Origin of the sequence: [Clostridium] scindens ATCC 35704 (assembly GCF_004295125.1) — a bacterium.
In the GTDB taxonomy this organism is placed as follows: Bacteria; Bacillota; Clostridia; order Lachnospirales; family Lachnospiraceae; genus Clostridium_AP; species Clostridium_AP scindens.
In genome coordinates, this window is sequence record NZ_CP036170.1 from 1,889,138 (window position 1) to 1,904,815 (window position 15,678).

16 protein-coding genes and 1 riboswitch are annotated in these 15,678 nt (G+C 51.0%); of the genes, 15 read left to right on the forward strand and 1 reads right to left on the reverse strand.

The features are described from left to right. Positions 1-38 precede the first annotated feature (38 nt). From HDCHBGLK_RS09640 to HDCHBGLK_RS09695, 12 genes are all read left to right on the forward strand, one after another. Positions 39-314 carry a MoaD family protein gene (locus HDCHBGLK_RS09640; RefSeq protein WP_004608134.1) on the forward strand — a complete coding sequence of 92 codons (276 nt, stop codon included), beginning with the start codon at positions 39-41 and terminating at the stop codon, positions 312-314. Between the two features lie 2 nt (positions 315-316). Continuing rightward, complete coding sequence (gene nuoE, locus HDCHBGLK_RS09645) at positions 317-802, forward strand: NADH-quinone oxidoreductase subunit NuoE (protein WP_004608135.1); 486 nt, start codon at positions 317-319, stop codon at positions 800-802. Beyond that, on the forward strand, positions 803-2,623 hold the full coding sequence (locus HDCHBGLK_RS09650; protein ID WP_004608136.1) for an NADH-ubiquinone oxidoreductase-F iron-sulfur binding region domain-containing protein: 1,821 nt from the start codon (positions 803-805) through the stop codon (positions 2,621-2,623). After that, entirely contained in the window at positions 2,620-3,366 is a 747-nt protein-coding gene (locus HDCHBGLK_RS09655; protein WP_004608137.1) for a 2Fe-2S iron-sulfur cluster-binding protein, read from the forward strand. The genes HDCHBGLK_RS09650 and HDCHBGLK_RS09655 overlap by 4 nt, the downstream gene beginning before the upstream one ends. Before the next feature lie 40 nt (positions 3,367-3,406). After that, positions 3,407-4,384, forward strand: coding sequence for a GTP 3',8-cyclase MoaA (gene moaA / locus HDCHBGLK_RS09660; protein WP_039909981.1), 978 nt, complete (start codon positions 3,407-3,409; stop codon positions 4,382-4,384). Continuing rightward, positions 4,381-4,824 carry an MOSC domain-containing protein gene (locus HDCHBGLK_RS09665; protein WP_004608139.1) on the forward strand — a complete coding sequence of 148 codons (444 nt, stop codon included), beginning with the start codon at positions 4,381-4,383 and terminating at the stop codon, positions 4,822-4,824. Before moaA ends, HDCHBGLK_RS09665 begins: the two co-directional genes overlap by 4 nt. A gap of 10 nt (positions 4,825-4,834) precedes the next feature. After that, positions 4,835-4,958: riboswitch (molybdenum cofactor riboswitch) on the forward strand. Positions 4,959-5,055: 97 nt separating this feature from the next. Continuing rightward, a complete protein-coding gene (locus HDCHBGLK_RS09670) occupies positions 5,056-5,946 on the forward strand; it encodes a substrate-binding domain-containing protein (protein WP_004608141.1) in 891 nt (296 codons plus the stop codon). A 17-nt stretch (positions 5,947-5,963) separates the two neighbouring features. Continuing rightward, the gene (locus HDCHBGLK_RS09675) at positions 5,964-6,647 is read left to right on the forward strand and encodes an ABC transporter permease (RefSeq protein ID WP_004608142.1); all 684 of its coding nucleotides are present in this window, start codon (positions 5,964-5,966) and stop codon (positions 6,645-6,647) included. After that, positions 6,634-7,239 carry an ATP-binding cassette domain-containing protein gene (locus tag HDCHBGLK_RS09680; protein WP_004608143.1) on the forward strand — a complete coding sequence of 202 codons (606 nt, stop codon included), beginning with the start codon at positions 6,634-6,636 and terminating at the stop codon, positions 7,237-7,239. The genes HDCHBGLK_RS09675 and HDCHBGLK_RS09680 overlap by 14 nt, the downstream gene beginning before the upstream one ends. Next, entirely contained in the window at positions 7,236-8,468 is a 1,233-nt protein-coding gene (locus HDCHBGLK_RS09685; protein WP_004608144.1) for a molybdopterin molybdotransferase MoeA, read from the forward strand. The genes HDCHBGLK_RS09680 and HDCHBGLK_RS09685 overlap by 4 nt, the downstream gene beginning before the upstream one ends. A gap of 10 nt (positions 8,469-8,478) precedes the next feature. Next, positions 8,479-10,386, forward strand: a complete 1,908-nt coding sequence (locus HDCHBGLK_RS09690) for a molybdopterin biosynthesis protein (protein ID WP_004608145.1) — start codon at positions 8,479-8,481, stop codon at positions 10,384-10,386. A gap of 71 nt (positions 10,387-10,457) precedes the next feature. Further along, a complete protein-coding gene (locus HDCHBGLK_RS09695; protein WP_009247798.1) occupies positions 10,458-11,621 on the forward strand; it encodes a DNA cytosine methyltransferase in 1,164 nt (387 codons plus the stop codon). A gap of 5 nt (positions 11,622-11,626) precedes the next feature. Here the strand turns inward: HDCHBGLK_RS09695 and HDCHBGLK_RS09700 are convergent, their stop codons facing one another. Next, entirely contained in the window at positions 11,627-12,913 is a 1,287-nt protein-coding gene (locus HDCHBGLK_RS09700; protein ID WP_004608147.1) for a hypothetical protein, read from the reverse strand. Between the two features lie 361 nt (positions 12,914-13,274). Between HDCHBGLK_RS09700 and HDCHBGLK_RS09705 the strand changes: the two genes are divergently transcribed. The 3 genes from HDCHBGLK_RS09705 (at position 13,275) to HDCHBGLK_RS09715 (ending at position 15,355) form a co-directional block, all read left to right on the forward strand. Continuing rightward, positions 13,275-13,748: a very short patch repair endonuclease gene (locus HDCHBGLK_RS09705; protein WP_004608148.1), complete on the forward strand. Its 474-nt coding sequence runs from the start codon at positions 13,275-13,277 to the stop codon at positions 13,746-13,748. A 116-nt stretch (positions 13,749-13,864) separates the two neighbouring features. Further along, entirely contained in the window at positions 13,865-14,722 is an 858-nt protein-coding gene (locus tag HDCHBGLK_RS09710; RefSeq protein WP_039909983.1) for a DegV family protein, read from the forward strand. Between the two features lie 201 nt (positions 14,723-14,923). Beyond that, complete coding sequence (locus HDCHBGLK_RS09715; protein WP_009247795.1) at positions 14,924-15,355, forward strand: hypothetical protein; 432 nt, start codon at positions 14,924-14,926, stop codon at positions 15,353-15,355. Positions 15,356-15,678: the final 323 nt, after the last annotated feature.

Below are 15,678 nucleotides of genomic sequence, written 5' to 3' on the forward strand. Positions count from 1 at the left end.
GGGCAGCGCCCCTGCCGCAGGCAAAAGGAGATGAAGCAATGCAGATCAAGTTTTTTGCTTATCTCAGAGATTATACCGGCTGCAAGACGACGGATTTCCCCTATGAGGAAGATCTTTATCATCTGGCGCATTCCTTATGCGACGTTTACGGGGATAGGCTGAGGAAAAAGATGCTTACGCCGGATGGGGAAGATCTGGGAGAAGAGATTATTATCCTGGTCAACGGAAGGCATGTGGCGCACCTGGGAGGCATCCATGCGAAGCTTCTTCCCGGCGATGTGGTATCGATCTTTCCGGTCGTGGCAGGCGGTTAAAGGTGGTGGAATTGTTGGAAGTTTCCAAAGAAAGTATTGAGAGGATTATTCATTCCTATGAATGCAGCCAGAGATATGCGCTGGCTATCATGCAGGATATGCAGAGGACTTACCAGTATGTGCCAAGGGAAGGCTTAGAGGCCTTGGCCGAATATCTGGGGTGTCCGGTATCGGCGCTGTATGCCATGGCGACGTTTTACAAGGCATTGAGTCTGGTGCCAAAAGGCGAGCATACCATCAAATGCTGCGATGGTACGGCGTGCCATATCCGCGGCGCATCTACACTGATTGACGGGATAGAGAGAGAATTGGGCATCAGACCCGGCGAGACGACGAAGGACGGGCTGTTTTCCTTCGAGACGGTGAACTGCCTTGGCTCCTGCGCGCTGGCGCCGGTGCTGGTGGTGGATGACGTCTATTATGGGAAAGTGACGCTGGAGAAACTAAGAGAGATTATCGAGGATGTCCGGAAAGGTGGTGCTGCATAGATGGAGAAGCAGATTCTTATATGCTGTGGTACCGGATGCCGGGCAAACGGCAGCATGAAGGTTGCCGAGGCACTCTCGGAGGCAGCGGAGGCAAAAGGGGGCAGGGCCCAGGTGATTGCGGAAGTTAAGACTACCGGCTGCAATGGATTCTGCGAAAATGGGCCGATCGTGAAAATTATGCCGGATAATCTGGTATACTATAAAGTAAAGCCTAAGGACGCAGAAGAGATTATAGAGAAGACGGTTCTGGGGGGAGAAGAGATCAAGCGGCTCATGTATCAGGATGACAGCGGCGCGAGGGTACGCTCCCAGGAAGAGAATCCATTCTATGCCCATCAGCAGAAGGTGGCATTAAGACATATCGGGAAGATTGATCCCGAGAATATAGAAGACTACTTAAAAGAAGGCGGATACGAGGCCCTTAAGAAGGCAGTATCCATGACATCGGACGAAATCATTTCCGAAGTAGAGAAGTCAGGGCTTCGGGGAAGAGGCGGAGCCGGATTCCCGGCAGGGAGGAAATGGAGGACTGCCGCTTCTTATGAGAATTTCCCCAAATATGTGGCTTGCAATGGAGACGAGGGAGACCCGGGCGCATTCATGGACCGCTCGATTCTGGAAGGCGATCCCCACTGCGTTATAGAAGGACTGGCCATCGCCGCGGTAGCGGTAGGAGCCGAGGAAGGCTTCTTCTATATCCGGGATGAGTACGACCTGGCAGTGCGGCATGTAAAGAAAGCCATCGAGGATGCAAAGGCCAGAGGCATTATCGGCGAATCCGTGATGGGCTCGTCTCACAGGCTGGAACTGTCGGTAGTCAGGGGCGGCGGCGCGTTCGTATGCGGCGAGTCCACGGCGTTGATGGCATCAATAGAAGGACGGGTGGGAGAGCCCCGGGCTAAGTATATCCGTTCCGTGCAAAGAGGCCTTTGGAACCAGCCTACCGTGCTGAACAATGTGGAAACGCTGGCTAATATACCGGTGATCATCAAGAAAGGCGGGGAGGCCTTTGCTGATATTGGAACAGAAGGCAGCAGCGGGACGAAGGTCTTTGCCCTGGTAGGAAAGGTAAAAAGGACCGGACTTGTGGAAGTGCCAATGGGCACGACCCTGCGCCACCTGATCTATGATATCGGCGGCGGCATCCTGAATAACCGGGCGTTCAAGGCTGTACAGACGGGAGGGCCGTCAGGAGGCTGTATTCCGGAATCCATGCTGGATCTGGAAGTGGATTTTGATTCGCTGGCGAAGTACGGAGCCATGATGGGCTCCGGCGGTATGATCGTTATGGATGACAGAAGCTGCATGGTGGAGGTAGCCAGATACTACACCAACTTCCTGTGCGAGGAAAGCTGCGGAAAATGTACGCCTTGCCGCGAGGGCTTAAGGCGGATGCTGGAGATCCTTACGGATATCTGCGAGGGCAGGGGAAGAGAAGGAGACATTGAACTGCTGGAACGTCTGGGGCGGGCTATGCAGGACGCGTCCCTTTGCAGCCTCGGAAAGACGGCAGCCAATCCGGTGCTGACGACGATCCAGTATTTTCGGGAAGAATACGAGGCGCATATCCGCGAGAAGAGATGTCCGGCGGGCGTATGCAAGGAACTGACCAGGTTCGCCATACAGCCGGAGAAATGTATCGGCTGCGACATGTGTGCCAGAGGGTGCCCGGCGAGTGCGATCAGCGGCGGCAAGAAGGAAATACATGCCATTGATCCGGAGAAATGTATCGCCTGCGGAAGCTGCAGGGAAGCATGCAAGTTTGACGCGGTCATTACCCTGAGAAGAAATGACGCCGCAGAAAGGGGGCAGCAGGCATGATAGAGATTACGATCAACGGAAAAGCATGTACCTGCGAAAAGGGAGAGTTCCTGCTTGAAGTAGCCAGAAGGAATGGCTTTTACATACCGACCTTATGCCATCATCCTGGTGTAGCGGAACAAGGATGCTGCCGGGTGTGCCTGGTAGAAGTGGTGGAAAACAAAAGAAGCAAGATCGTGGTATCCTGCGTTTACCCTGTGGAGCAGCCCTGCGAAGTGTACACGGACAGCGCCCGGGTAAGGGAAGACCGGGGCGCTGTCCTGATGCTTCTGGCAGCAAGAGCCCCGGAAAGCACGGAGATCAAAGCCCTGTGCAAGCAGTATGGGGCCATGGATGGCAGCCGTTTTGCCCCGATAGAAGGGGAGAAGTGCATCATGTGCGGACTATGCGCCAGGGCGTGCGCGAGCCTTGGAACGGGAGCCATCTCTACCGTCATGCGCGGAACTTCCAAGAAGATATCCACGCCTTACGACGAACCCAGCAGCGCGTGCATCGGCTGCTTAAGCTGCGCGAAGATCTGTCCCACCAGAGCCATTGATTTTGCGGAGGATGAGAAGAAGCGGAGCATCTGGGGACGGGAGTTTGAACTGATCCGCTGCAAGGAATGCGGCGCGCCCATAGGCACAAAGGAAGAGATCGAATACGCGGCAATGCGCTGCGGCGAAGAACCGATGTATCTCTGCCCGGACTGCAGGAAAAAGAAGATGGCAGACGTGATGGCGCACGCTTATGGCGTGGAATAGACTTAAAACAGAAAATGACGCTTGAAAGAAGGAACGCAATGTGAAAGACCAGTATGGACGAACCATAGATTATATCCGAATATCGGTGACGGACCGCTGCAATCTGAGATGTGTCTACTGCATGCCCGAGGAAGGCGTAGAGCAGGTGGCGCATGAAGAGATCCTAACCTATCAGGAGATTGTAAGAATTGCCGGGCTGTGCGCCCGGATGGGGATATCGAAAGTAAAATTGACTGGCGGAGAGCCGCTGGTACGCAAGGGCCTCTACAGCCTGGTGAGAGATCTGAAGAGATGCGAAGGCATCGAGCAGGTGACGCTGACGACCAATGGCGTAGAATTAAAAAGCCAGATGGAGGAACTTGCCAAAGCAGGGCTGGATGCTGTCAATATCAGCCTGGATACGCTGGACGCGGGCATGTATGCCTCTGTCACGCGCCGGGATATGCTTGATCAGGCACTGGAAGGACTTAAGGAAGCGCTTCGGTATCCACAGGTCAAGGTCAAGATCAACTGCGTTCCTATGAGAAATGTCAATGAAGGACAGTGGACGACACTGGCAGGGCTCTCCAGGGATCTGCCGGTGGACGTGCGCTTCATTGAGATGATGCCCATCGGGCTGGGAAAAGAGTTCCAGGGGAGGAGCCAGGATGATATCCTTGCGGCGCTTAGGAAGGCCTATGGACAGGAGACCCTCTTTTATGGAAAATGTGGAAATGGTCCAAGTATATACGTAAAATTTCCGGGATTCAAAGGAAGGATAGGATTCATCAGCGCCATATCCCATAAGTTCTGCGGGGAATGCAACCGTATCCGGCTTACCTCGGAAGGCTTCTTAAAGCCCTGCCTCCAGTATGAAAACGGAACGGATATAAAAGGACCGCTGCGGCGCGGGCAATCAGATGAAGAACTAGCCATGCTTATTGAGGATGCTATATATAGAAAACCCAGAAGCCACCATTTCGAACAGGCAGAAGGGGAAGGGTTTGAACAAAGACAGATGTCAAAGATTGGAGGATGATAACGTTGGGAAAAGTGATAGCGGTCTGCACAAGCCCGGCCAAGGGAACGCAGAAGACAAGTGTAGAACGGGCAGTGTTCATCGAGGATTATGGAATCGAGGGCGATGCCCATGCAGGCAAATGGCACCGGCAGGTTAGCCTTTTATCCTATGATAAGATCGAGGAATTTAGGAAGAAGGGCGCCCAGGTGGCAAATGGAGCCTTCGGAGAAAATCTGGTAGTGGAAGGAATTGATTTTAAAACGTTGCCGATTGGCACGATCTTTCAATGTAATGATGTCATCTTGGAACTGACGCAGATTGGAAAGGAATGTCACCATGGATGCGAGATATTCCAGAAAATGGGCGACTGTATCATGCCCAGGGAAGGCGTATTCGCAAAAGTAATCAAAGGAGGTGTGATTGAAGCCGGCGACATTTTAAATATAGTAACCGATTAAAAATTACATATCAATTGCAGGAATTCGAGCCTGACTGTCTAAAGTAGCAAAAGATGCCATGACAGCAGGCCAATGGGTGCTTTTTGAAAAGAGGGCGCCTTCCATATTTGAAAAGAATATCCGCAGACATCGATAGGTGTATTTTGCGTGGTCTTCTTTATCAGAGGCCATTTTTTTAATGGGAGCGTGGCAATAGAATGTAATGGTACATGCTGAAGGAGGAAGGATTGTATGAAAAAGAAGGTTTTGACAGTGATGCTTGTAGTGGCAATGTGTCTGGGGCTTGCGGCCTGCGCGAGCAAAGAGGAGCCTAAGAAAGAGGAGCCGAAAAAGGAGACAGAATCCAAGGACTCGGTGAAGGATAAAGGGAAACTTATGATGGCGACTACGACCAGCACGGAGGATACGGGACTTCTGGACTATCTGAAGCCGCTGTTTAAAGAGGACACCGGATGGGATCTGGAATGGAATGCCGTAGGTACCGGAGAGGCCCTGAAGATGGGAGAGAATGGGGACGTGGACGTTGTACTTGTCCATGCAAAGACCAGCGAAGAGGAATTCATTGCAAACGGCTATGGCGTGGAGCGATTTCCAGTCATGTATAATGATTTCGTAGTGATTGGTCCGAAAGAACCTATCGCCAAGACGGAAGACATTAATGCCGTATTCACACAGATAATCAATGACCAGCTTCCATTCGTATCCAGAGGCGATGACTCAGGTACGGATAAGAAGGAAAAGAAGATATGGAGCGAACTTGGGCTTGACCCTGCTTCAGATCCGAACTACGTAGAGTCCGGGCAGGGAATGGGCGCGACCATTACCATGGCGGACGAGCAGAAGGCTTACTGCCTGACGGACAGAGGAACCTGGCTTAAGCAGAGCAAGGACGCGACGCTTGATAGCGAACTTGAGATTATCTGTGAAGGAGACAAGAACCTGCTGAACCAGTATGGGGTAATTGCCGTTAATCCGGAGAAGTATCCGGAGTTGAATAATGAAGGAGCCAATGATTTTATTGAGTGGATATGCTCTGACAAAATACAGAAACTGATTGGGGAATATGGAATCGACGAGTACGGGCAGGCATTATTTACGCCGAATGCAGGTACCGATTCATAGACAGGAGGAATTAGCAGATGGTAGAGTGGTTAAAAAGCGTGATATCAGATCCGGGAATTATCAGTGCTATCAAAGTGACCTTTACGATGGCAGTCTGTTCTACCGCGATATCATCTGTGCTGGGAATCGTGCTGGGGCTTCTCCTTGAGAGGTTCCAGTTTCCCGGGAAGAAGATTGTTATCCGGATCAACCGGACGCTGATGGGAGTGCCGCCGGTGGTCGTGGGCCTGGTGGTCTATCTCCTGATAATGCGCAGGGGGCCTTTGGGCCCTTTGTCGCTTCTATTTACCATCAAGGGGATGGTGATCGCGCAGACGCTGATCATTACCCCCATCATATGCGGGATGATCTATTCCTATGCAAGGAAGGCAGCGCCTTCGATCAGAGTATTCGCGGTGACTATGGGGGCGGACAGATGGCAGACGGCGAAGCTGACGGTGCGCGAGATGAAAAAGGAGATTTATTTCTGCATGGTTACCGGATTCGGGCGCTCCATCAGCGAGGTGGGGGCAGTCATGCTGGTGGGCGGCAATATCAAGGGCAGGACGCGCACGATGACGACGACGATCTCGCTGCTAAAGAGCCAGGGAATATTCACGGAAGGAGTGGCGCTTGGAGTCCTGCTTCTGGTCATGGCATTCCTATTACAGTGGATATGCGATATACTCCAGAAAGAGGAGGCGGAGGATGAGAATTACTAACTTGGAAAAGACGATTGGAAACTTCCATCTGGAAGTTGATGATTTATATATAGAGCCGGGAAAGATCCACGGGATCGTGGGGCCTAACGGATGCGGCAAGACGGTGTTCCTTAAGATGGTAGCCAAAATATTGAAGCCGGACGGTGGGAACATCGATTATGAGGGGCTTACGGGCCGGGATATTACGATGATGTCCCAGAGGCCCTATCTGATGGATGCATCCGTCTATCAGAACCTGATATACCCGCTTACGCTTCGAGGGATCAAGCCGGATGAGGATGCGGTAGACCGGACGCTTGAAAGAGCGGGACTTTTAAGCCAGAAGAAGCAGTACGCAAAGTCCCTCTCCAGCGGGGAGCGCCAGAAACTATCCTTCCTGCGGGCGCTGATCTTCCATCCCAAACTGATTATGGTGGATGAGACGCTGTCCAATCTGGACCCGGAGAGCGAGGCGCTATTCGAGGGAATGATCGTGGAGGTGCAGAAAGAGGCGCCGATTACTTGGATGATCGTAAATCATCAGCTGGATCATATCTATCAGCTCTGCGACCAGATCCACTATATGGAAAAAGGAAGGTTTGTGAGATCATGAAATTGCTGAATGTAGACACATTGGAGGAGGCCCGACGGAAGGTGATAAGAGCGATGGAGGGCTCGCCGCTAAGAGTAGAAGAAATAGAACTTCTAAAGGCACAAGGATACGTGCTGGCAGAGGATGTCTGTGCCAGAGAGAATGTCCCATTATTCCGAAGATCTACGGTGGATGGCTATGCGGTCCGGGCAGCAGATACCGGAGGCGCAGGCGAGAGTATTCCCGCATTCTTAAGGATCGTGGGGGAGGTGGAGATGGGCTGTGCGCCAGAGATGGAAGTCACGCCCGGAACCTGCGTCTATGTCCCTACTGGCGGCATGATTCCTGAAGGTGCGGATGGAGTCGTAATGGTGGAGTTCTGCGAGTTGTTCTCGGATACGGAAGCGGCAGTCTATAAGCCGGTGGCAGCGGGGGCTAATATTGTAGAAGCCGGAGATGACATGAAACAAGGACAGAAGGTTCTGGAAAAAGGGACGAAGATCACGCCCCAGGCGATCGGAGCCCTGGCAGCGCTTGGAATCACCAGGGTTCGTACATACTGTCCCTGGAAGATCACGGTGATATCCACGGGAGATGAACTGGTGGCGCCTAGGGAGACGCCAAAGCCAGGCCAGGTGCGGGATATCAACACGTATGGGATCTATGCGACGGCCAGGCAGATGGGCTTTGAGGTGGCGGAATGTGCGGTGCTCAAAGATGACAGAATGCTGCTTCTGGAGACGGCGCAAAAAGGAATGGAACAAAGCGATATCGTAGTGATCTCCGGGGGAAGTTCCCAAGGGAAGAAGGATGAGACCAATTTCGTGATAGACGAGCTGGCCAGCGAAGGCGCATTTACCCATGGGCTGGCCCTTAAGCCGGGCAAGCCTACGATCCTGGGATATGACCGGCCTACGCAGACCCTGCTGGCAGGACTTCCGGGCCATCCGGCGGCAGCCATGCTGGTATTCCGGCTGGTGATTGGGTGGCTGTGGCGCACAGCCACAGGGGAGAAGGAACCCTATGTGCGTACGGCGGAGATATCTACGAACCTTCCGGCAGCGCCGGGGAAACTGACCTGCCAGTTGGTGCATCTTGCGAGGCGGGATGAGGGAAGCCTTGCGGCCATCCCGATATTTGGACGCTCCGGACTTATCAGCACGCTTTCCGGGGCTGATGGCTATATATTGATTGAAGAGAATAAGGAAGGGCTGAAAAAGGGAGAGCGGGTATCTGTATACGAGATTTGAAGGAGGAGCCATGGGAAAACGGAATCTATACTTAAAAACCATACCAGTGGAGGAGGCGCAGGCATTATACCAGGATGCGTTGAAGGCAATTGCCGTCAGGAGGACGGAGAAGATACCGGTAGAAGAATCTTTAGGGCGGATGACGGCAAAGGCAATTTACGCCAGATGCTGCTCCCCGCTGTTCAATGCGGCTGCCATGGACGGCATTGCCGTGATCGCGAAGGAGACAGCCGGAGCAACGCAGGAGAATCCGCTCACCCTCGTCAGAGGGAAGGATTATCAGATCGTAGATACAGGAGATCCGGTACATCCGCCCTATGACGCGGTGATTATGGCGGAAGACCTGCTGGAAGCGGAGGAAGACGTGGTACAGATCATGGAGGCGGCCAGCGGCTGGCAGCATGTGCGCCCTATAGGAGAAGATATCGTGGCAGGGGAAATGCTGCTTCCCGGCGGCCATAAGATTCGGCCGATCGACATCGGCGTGCTTCTAAGCGGCGGCATACTGGAAGTCGATGTAATAAAGCGTCCGAGAGTGGGACTGATCCCTACGGGGACGGAGATCATAGAGCCGGACAAAGAGCCGGGCGAGGGGGATATCATTGAGTCCAATTCCCGTATGTTCGCGGCGATGACCATCAATTACGGAGGCATCCCCCATCGATATGCTCCGGTGGAGGATGACTATGACAAGATCAAGGACGCCATAAAAAAAGCCCATGAAGAGAACGACATCGTGGTGGTGAATGCCGGATCCAGCGCGGGGACGGAAGATTACACGGTACATATCTTACGGGAGATGGGAGAAGTGCTCGTCCATGGGGTGGCAATCAAGCCTGGCAAGCCGGTGATCCTCTCCATTGTGGATGGCAAGCCGGTGATAGGCCTGCCTGGCTATCCGGTCTCTGCATATATCGACTTTGAGAATTTTGTCAGGCCTGTGATGGATAAGATGTCAGGAGAACGCCATTACGCCGGACATACCGTCAAGGCAGTACTTTCCAAACGTCTGGTGTCTTCGCTGAAGCACCGGGAATATGTGCGGGTCAAGGTAGGCAAGGTGGGAGATAAGCTGATAGCCTCTCCATTGGCAAGAGGCGCGGGGGCTGCCATGAGTTTGGTGCGGGCGGACGGATTCTGCGTCATTGACCAGAACAGTGAAGGAGTAGAGGCAGGCGAGACGGTGGAAGTCGAACTCTACCGGGATATAGAGGAGATTGAGCACACGGTGGTATCCATCGGAAGCCACGACCTGATCCTGGACTTCCTGGCAGACCTGATGCCGCTATCTTATCCGGGAACCTTCCTGTCCAGCACCCATGTAGGGAGCATGGCAGGGCTGATGGCGCTGAAGCGGGGAGAGACGCATATCGCGCCGACCCATCTGCTGGATGAAGAGACGGGAGTGTACAATGTCTCCTATCTGAAAAAACTATTCCCGGGTAAATGTATGGCGCTGATCAAAGGGGTGAAGCGTATCCAGGGAATCATCGTCCAGAAGGGCAATCCCAAAGGAATCCGCGGGATCGAGGACTTGACGCGGGTTACGTACGTCAACAGGCAGCGGGGCGCCGGTACCAGGGTATTGCTGGATTACCGGCTTAAGACAGCCGGAATCCGTCCAGAGGAGATTGACGGCTACGACAAGGAAGCCGCAACCCATATGGCAGTAGCGGCCCTGGTGAAAAATGGCGGGGCAGACGCAGGGATGGGGATATATTCGGCGGCCCACGCGATGGATCTGGACTTCATACCTGTGGGAGAAGAAGAGTACGACTTTGCTATAGAACAGGAGTCCCTGGAACTAGAAGAGATCAAGAAATTCCTTGAAGTACTGAAAAGCAGCGCATTCGCGCAAAAGGCCCGGGAGGCCGGAGGCTATGATATTAGCCATGCCGGGGAAGTGGCGAGGTTATAAAAATAGTACTAGCTTTCTTGTGGAATAAATGGTATAATACAAAAAGGTTTGAAGACAAGGGAGCAAAAGACATGAAAAAACCATTTACTTTTATTGATTTGTTTTCCGGTATTGGTGGATTTCATCAAGCGATGAGCAGTTTGGGCGGACGGTGCGTGTTCGCCTCTGAGATAGATAAATATTGTATTGAGACGTATCAGGAAAATTATGGAATGGACTCGGGCATTGATATACGCAATGTCGATGAGAAGGATATCCCGCCGCATGACGTGCTGTGCGCGGGATTCCCTTGTCAGGCGTTCAGCAAGGCGGGAAAGCAGGAGGGCATGGAAGACGAGACCAGGGGCACCCTGTTCTTTGAGATCGTGCGGATCTTGAAGCATCATCATACGCCTTATATCGTGCTGGAAAATGTGAGGAATCTGGTGTCCCATGACCATGGAAATACCTGGAAGGTCATTCGGGCAAACTTAAGAAAGCAAGGCTACCGCCTGATGGAGAAGCCGTTGATCCTGAGTCCCCATCACTTTGGCGTGCCCCAGCTTCGAGAGAGGGTGGTCATACTCGGAAAGTACGAGCCGAACCGCGTGGACGAGCCGCTGGATATCGTATTCCACGATCTGATAAAGAAGGAGCAGAATTCAATCTACGACGTGGTAAAGGATCATCCGGTGGATAAGAAATATGCCATATCAGAGCATGAAGAGAAGGTGCTGAATGCCTGGGACGAATTCTACCATGGCATTGATATGAAGGTGATCGGATTCCCAATCTGGTCCGAGTTCTTCCGCTATGAGAAGGCTCCTGCAGAGTTCCCGGCCTGGAAGCAGGAGTTCGTCAATAAGAACATCCGGCTGTATCAGAGCAACCAGAAGTTCATTGACCAGTGGCTGAAGAAATATAACGATCTTAAGGATTTTACGCCCACCCAGCGCAAGATGGAGTGGCAGGCAGGAACCAATATTGACAGCGTATGGGAAGGGGTCATCCAATTGCGCCCCTCCGGCGTCAGGATCAAGGTGCCTACCTGTTTTCCGGCCCTGGTGGCCATCGTGCAGATTCCGATCATCGGCAGATACAAAAGAAGGCTTACAGTGGAAGAATCAGCGGCTCTGCAAAGCTTTCCTGCGAAGTTTATCTCCAATGCCAATGACCAGCAGGCTTATAAGCAGTATGGCAACAGCGTGAATGTGACGGTGATCGCAGAATGCGCGAAGCGGCTGTTTGATCTATAGAAAAGTTAAATTGTGACGTCGCAGATAGAAAACTTGCTGATCATATCATGGTCTATCATAATCTTCGGCTCCCGCAACTTGCCATTGCTGTTGACGCCCTGGCGGAACATGCTGAGGAAGTGCTTATTGGAGTTATTGATGTCCAGGATATGCATCTTGGTTAGCACCACATGATGCTTCATTCGCTTCTGATAGCTCATAAGGTTGGATTTGCCCTGCGCGCGATTCCAAAACTGGGTAGTCTCGTATCCGTACTCGCTGTCCTTGTAAGTGGCATGCTCGCAGATAATGTAATAAATGTGGTGCTCATAATCGGTCTGGCCTAGTATGCCGAATATGGTGTTCCAGTCATTCCCCTGGATGCCCTTGGAATAATCGCTGTGGGCTTTAAGATCGCCGTAATCCATAAGCGTTGGAAAGTACAGGTCCAGATCGATGCCGTTCTTCTTCTTGTTCTGCTCGTAGCGGATCAAATGCTCAAGCGAATTCTCTTTCAGATACTTTTCGAATCGGTACTCCAGATAGAATCCGGCCCATTCCGGCTGATACTTATTCCGGTAGTTGTCGGCGATCATTTCCTTATAGCAGTCGATGCCTTCCCAGAGGCTGGGCAGCCCAAGGAAGAAATCCCGGAAGATATCCACGATCTCATCCGGCATCGTGCCAAGAAAGGCTGGAGCTGCCCCGGGGGCGGGTGATGGCAGGCCTGTAAAATAATCCAGGATGTTGAACGCAGAATCCTCGTCTGCACTGGCCTCCTGCGATTCGGCTTCCAGGCCGAACTTCTCTGACAGGAAGGTTTCGGCACAGTCCGGGCGAAATACGGTTATGTGATTTCCACGGTAGTCCGTCTTCTGGAAGATGCCGTCCTCCGCCGCGAAGGATAGATCCTCGGTATAGACATGGGCGGAAGAATTGTTAGACTTCTTTGCGACGAAATCCTCAATATTAAAGTCGCAAAACAGTGTCAGGTCATCCCGGGTATAAATGCCCAAAAGCAGCGGAGTCATTCCACGTGAAAGGGAATCCTTGTAGAAATTCTTAAGATCTCCGGATATCTGGATCCGTTTTTTGAAAACAGGGTGGGGGATGCCAAGATAGGTGATGTTCTTCACCCGGATGGAGTAAGGGCGATCTTTAAAATTCCCGGTTATCATTCCATTGTCTTTCCGGATGTCCGGGAAATATGTTTTCAAGACTTCAAAAAGACCTTTGGCCGATAGGCTGATGTCCACATCCATGTATGTATTGCCATCATGATCGATCTGTTCAACGATGGTTCTTCCTCTCATAAGCAGTATCTCCTTATCGTCTAAATATTTGTAATGCGCATACCATAATAATATGTGCCAGGGTGATGTCTTCTAAAGATGATTATACAGTAAAATAGAGGTGAATAAGCGGGACTTTATTGTTTTTTAATGAAAAACATGTTACGTTAATACTGTATTATGCAAAAGTGGTGAGAGAAGTAAAGAGGCTGAAATGACTATCTCCAGAAGATTCAGTTTATAATGGAGGACTGGAAAGGCGAGCCTGGAGCAGTTGTTCGTGACGCTTCAGCAGCCGATGCCGATGCCACAGGGGATGCAATATCCACAGCCGATACCGGTAGCGCATTCTTTGTTATAAAGCAGGATTGGGGGTGGAAAAATGGATGTTCTCAGCGAGCAGCAGAGAAGGAAAACGATGCAGCATATCAAAGGGAAGGACACCAAAATAGAAGTCCAGCTGCGAAAAGCACTGTGGGCAAAAGGATACCGGTACCGGAAGAACTATGACAAACTGAGCGGCAGGCCGGATATCGTTCTGACGAAATATAAGATTGCCATCTTCTGCGACGGCGAATTCTTCCATGGCAAGGACTGGGAGATATTAAGGCCCAAACTTGCCAAGGGAAAGAATCCGGATTACTGGATTCCCAAGATTACAAGGAACCGGGAGCGGGATGAAGAGGTCAATAAAAAACTGCTCTTCGAAGGATGGACGGTGATCCGGTTCTGGGGAAAGGACATACAGAAGAATCTGGATGCGTGCGTGAAAGCTATTGAAGAAGTCATCTTTGAGATTAAGATGGAGCCGGAAGAAATCGGCTGGGAAGATATGGAAGATGAGATTGGGAAATAAGGCGGCTTTGTGGTATACTTTACATTACAAGGCATATTCCTTCTAGCTGTCCGTAACACATGTCTGGACGGAGGGAAAAAGTTCTTGAACAATATAAAAACCAGGGAGTGACGTTCATGGAGAATAGGACGGTCCGCATATTTGCGGACAGCACATGCGATTTGACGGAGGACTTGATTCAAAAGTATGGAATCACCATACTGCCCCTCTGTATCGTACTGGATGATAAAAGTTATTATGACAGGACCCAGATTACGCCGGATGAGATATTTGCCTGGGCAGAGGCAAATAAAAGGACGCCAAAGACGGCGGCTATCACCTTTGAATACGCAGAGAAGATGCTTAGGCCTTGCATGGAAGCGGATGAGGATGTCATCTTTTTTGGCATTTCCGAAGAAATGAGTACAACCTGCAATGTTATGCGTCTCGCGGCGAAAGAATATGATAAGGGAAGGGTATTCGTGATAGATTCCCAGAGCCTGTCCACCGGAATCGGGCTGCAGGTATTGCGGGCCGCCGAGATGGCAAGGCAGGGAAAGAGAGCAGAGGATATCGTGACAGAGATTGAAACGGCGCGCTCCAAAGTGAAGGCCAGTTTTGTGGTGGATACGCTGACCTACCTCGCCAGAGGCGGAAGATGTTCCGGTGCAACGGCTCTGGTGGCAAATACGCTGAAACTGCATCCTTGCATCAACGTAATCGATGGCAGGATGGAAGTCGGGAAGAAATACCGTGGCAGCATGAATAAGGCATTGCTGCACTATGTAAGGGAAAAGGAAGAAGAACTTAAGAAGGCGGATGGCACGCAGGTATTCATCACGCATTCAGGGGTGGCATCTGAGATTGTGGAGCAGATCCGGGATTATCTGGCATCTCTGGGACATTTCCATGAGATACTGGAGACGACCGCCGGGTGCGTCATCTCCAGCCATTGCGGCCCAGGAACCTTGGGCGTGCTGTATTACGCAGAGTAAGCGAGGCAGTGATAAGGCGGCTTGAAGATATGACAAGTAATTTTCGTTTTTAAAAAAGCTTTCTTGATGAATATCTTCCGGAAGCAGGGCATTTGTCCTTGCATAAAAAGAACTAACTTCTGGAATAAGTTTAACCGATAAATGTATATTTCTCCTGAAATCCCACAGAATAAAAAGAAAAACGGAGCGAGGGATCAGGATATGGAAAAACAGACGGTTGAATTATTAAAGGAATGCAATTCTGGATGCAAGATGGGAATCAACAGCATGAACCAGGTTCGGGAATATGTAATGGATGAGAAACTTGCGAAGGTGCTGAAAGAGTATGACGAGAAGCACAAGAAGCTGGAGAAGGAAACTTCTAAGCTGCTGGCAGAATTCGGGAAGGATGAAAAGGAGCCGGAGAAGATGGCGGCCGCATTTTCCTGGATCAGCACGGAGATGAAACTGATGATCAAGGATGACGCCTCTCAGATTGCCAAGATCATGACGGATGGCTGCAACATGGGAATCAAGAGTCTTACGGAAAAGATCAACCAGTATTCAGACGCGTCCAAGGAAAGCATATCGCTGGCAAAAGACATTGTCAAATGCGAGGAGGCTTTCCGGGATGATCTGAAGCAATTTTTATAAAGATTAAAAACAATATTTCACTTCAGGATATTCGCAAGAATCTTCGTGTATTGCTGTAGTTTGTCAGAATCAGGAAAACAATTTCTTATTAAGACTCAGGAATTGCTTGTTCTGGAGAACCCACCGATACTACAATTATAAATAGAATGTCAGCAAATGGCCGGGGACTTATGCGACATCTATATAAAAACTGCCAATAGACTTTTTGATCTATTGGCAGTAATTTTATGTACTTATATTACCACAAAATCGACAATTTTTCAAGTCTTGTAAGCGTACCAGCCAGGGAGTAGAATAGGAAATCACTACAAGGGGGTGAGGGC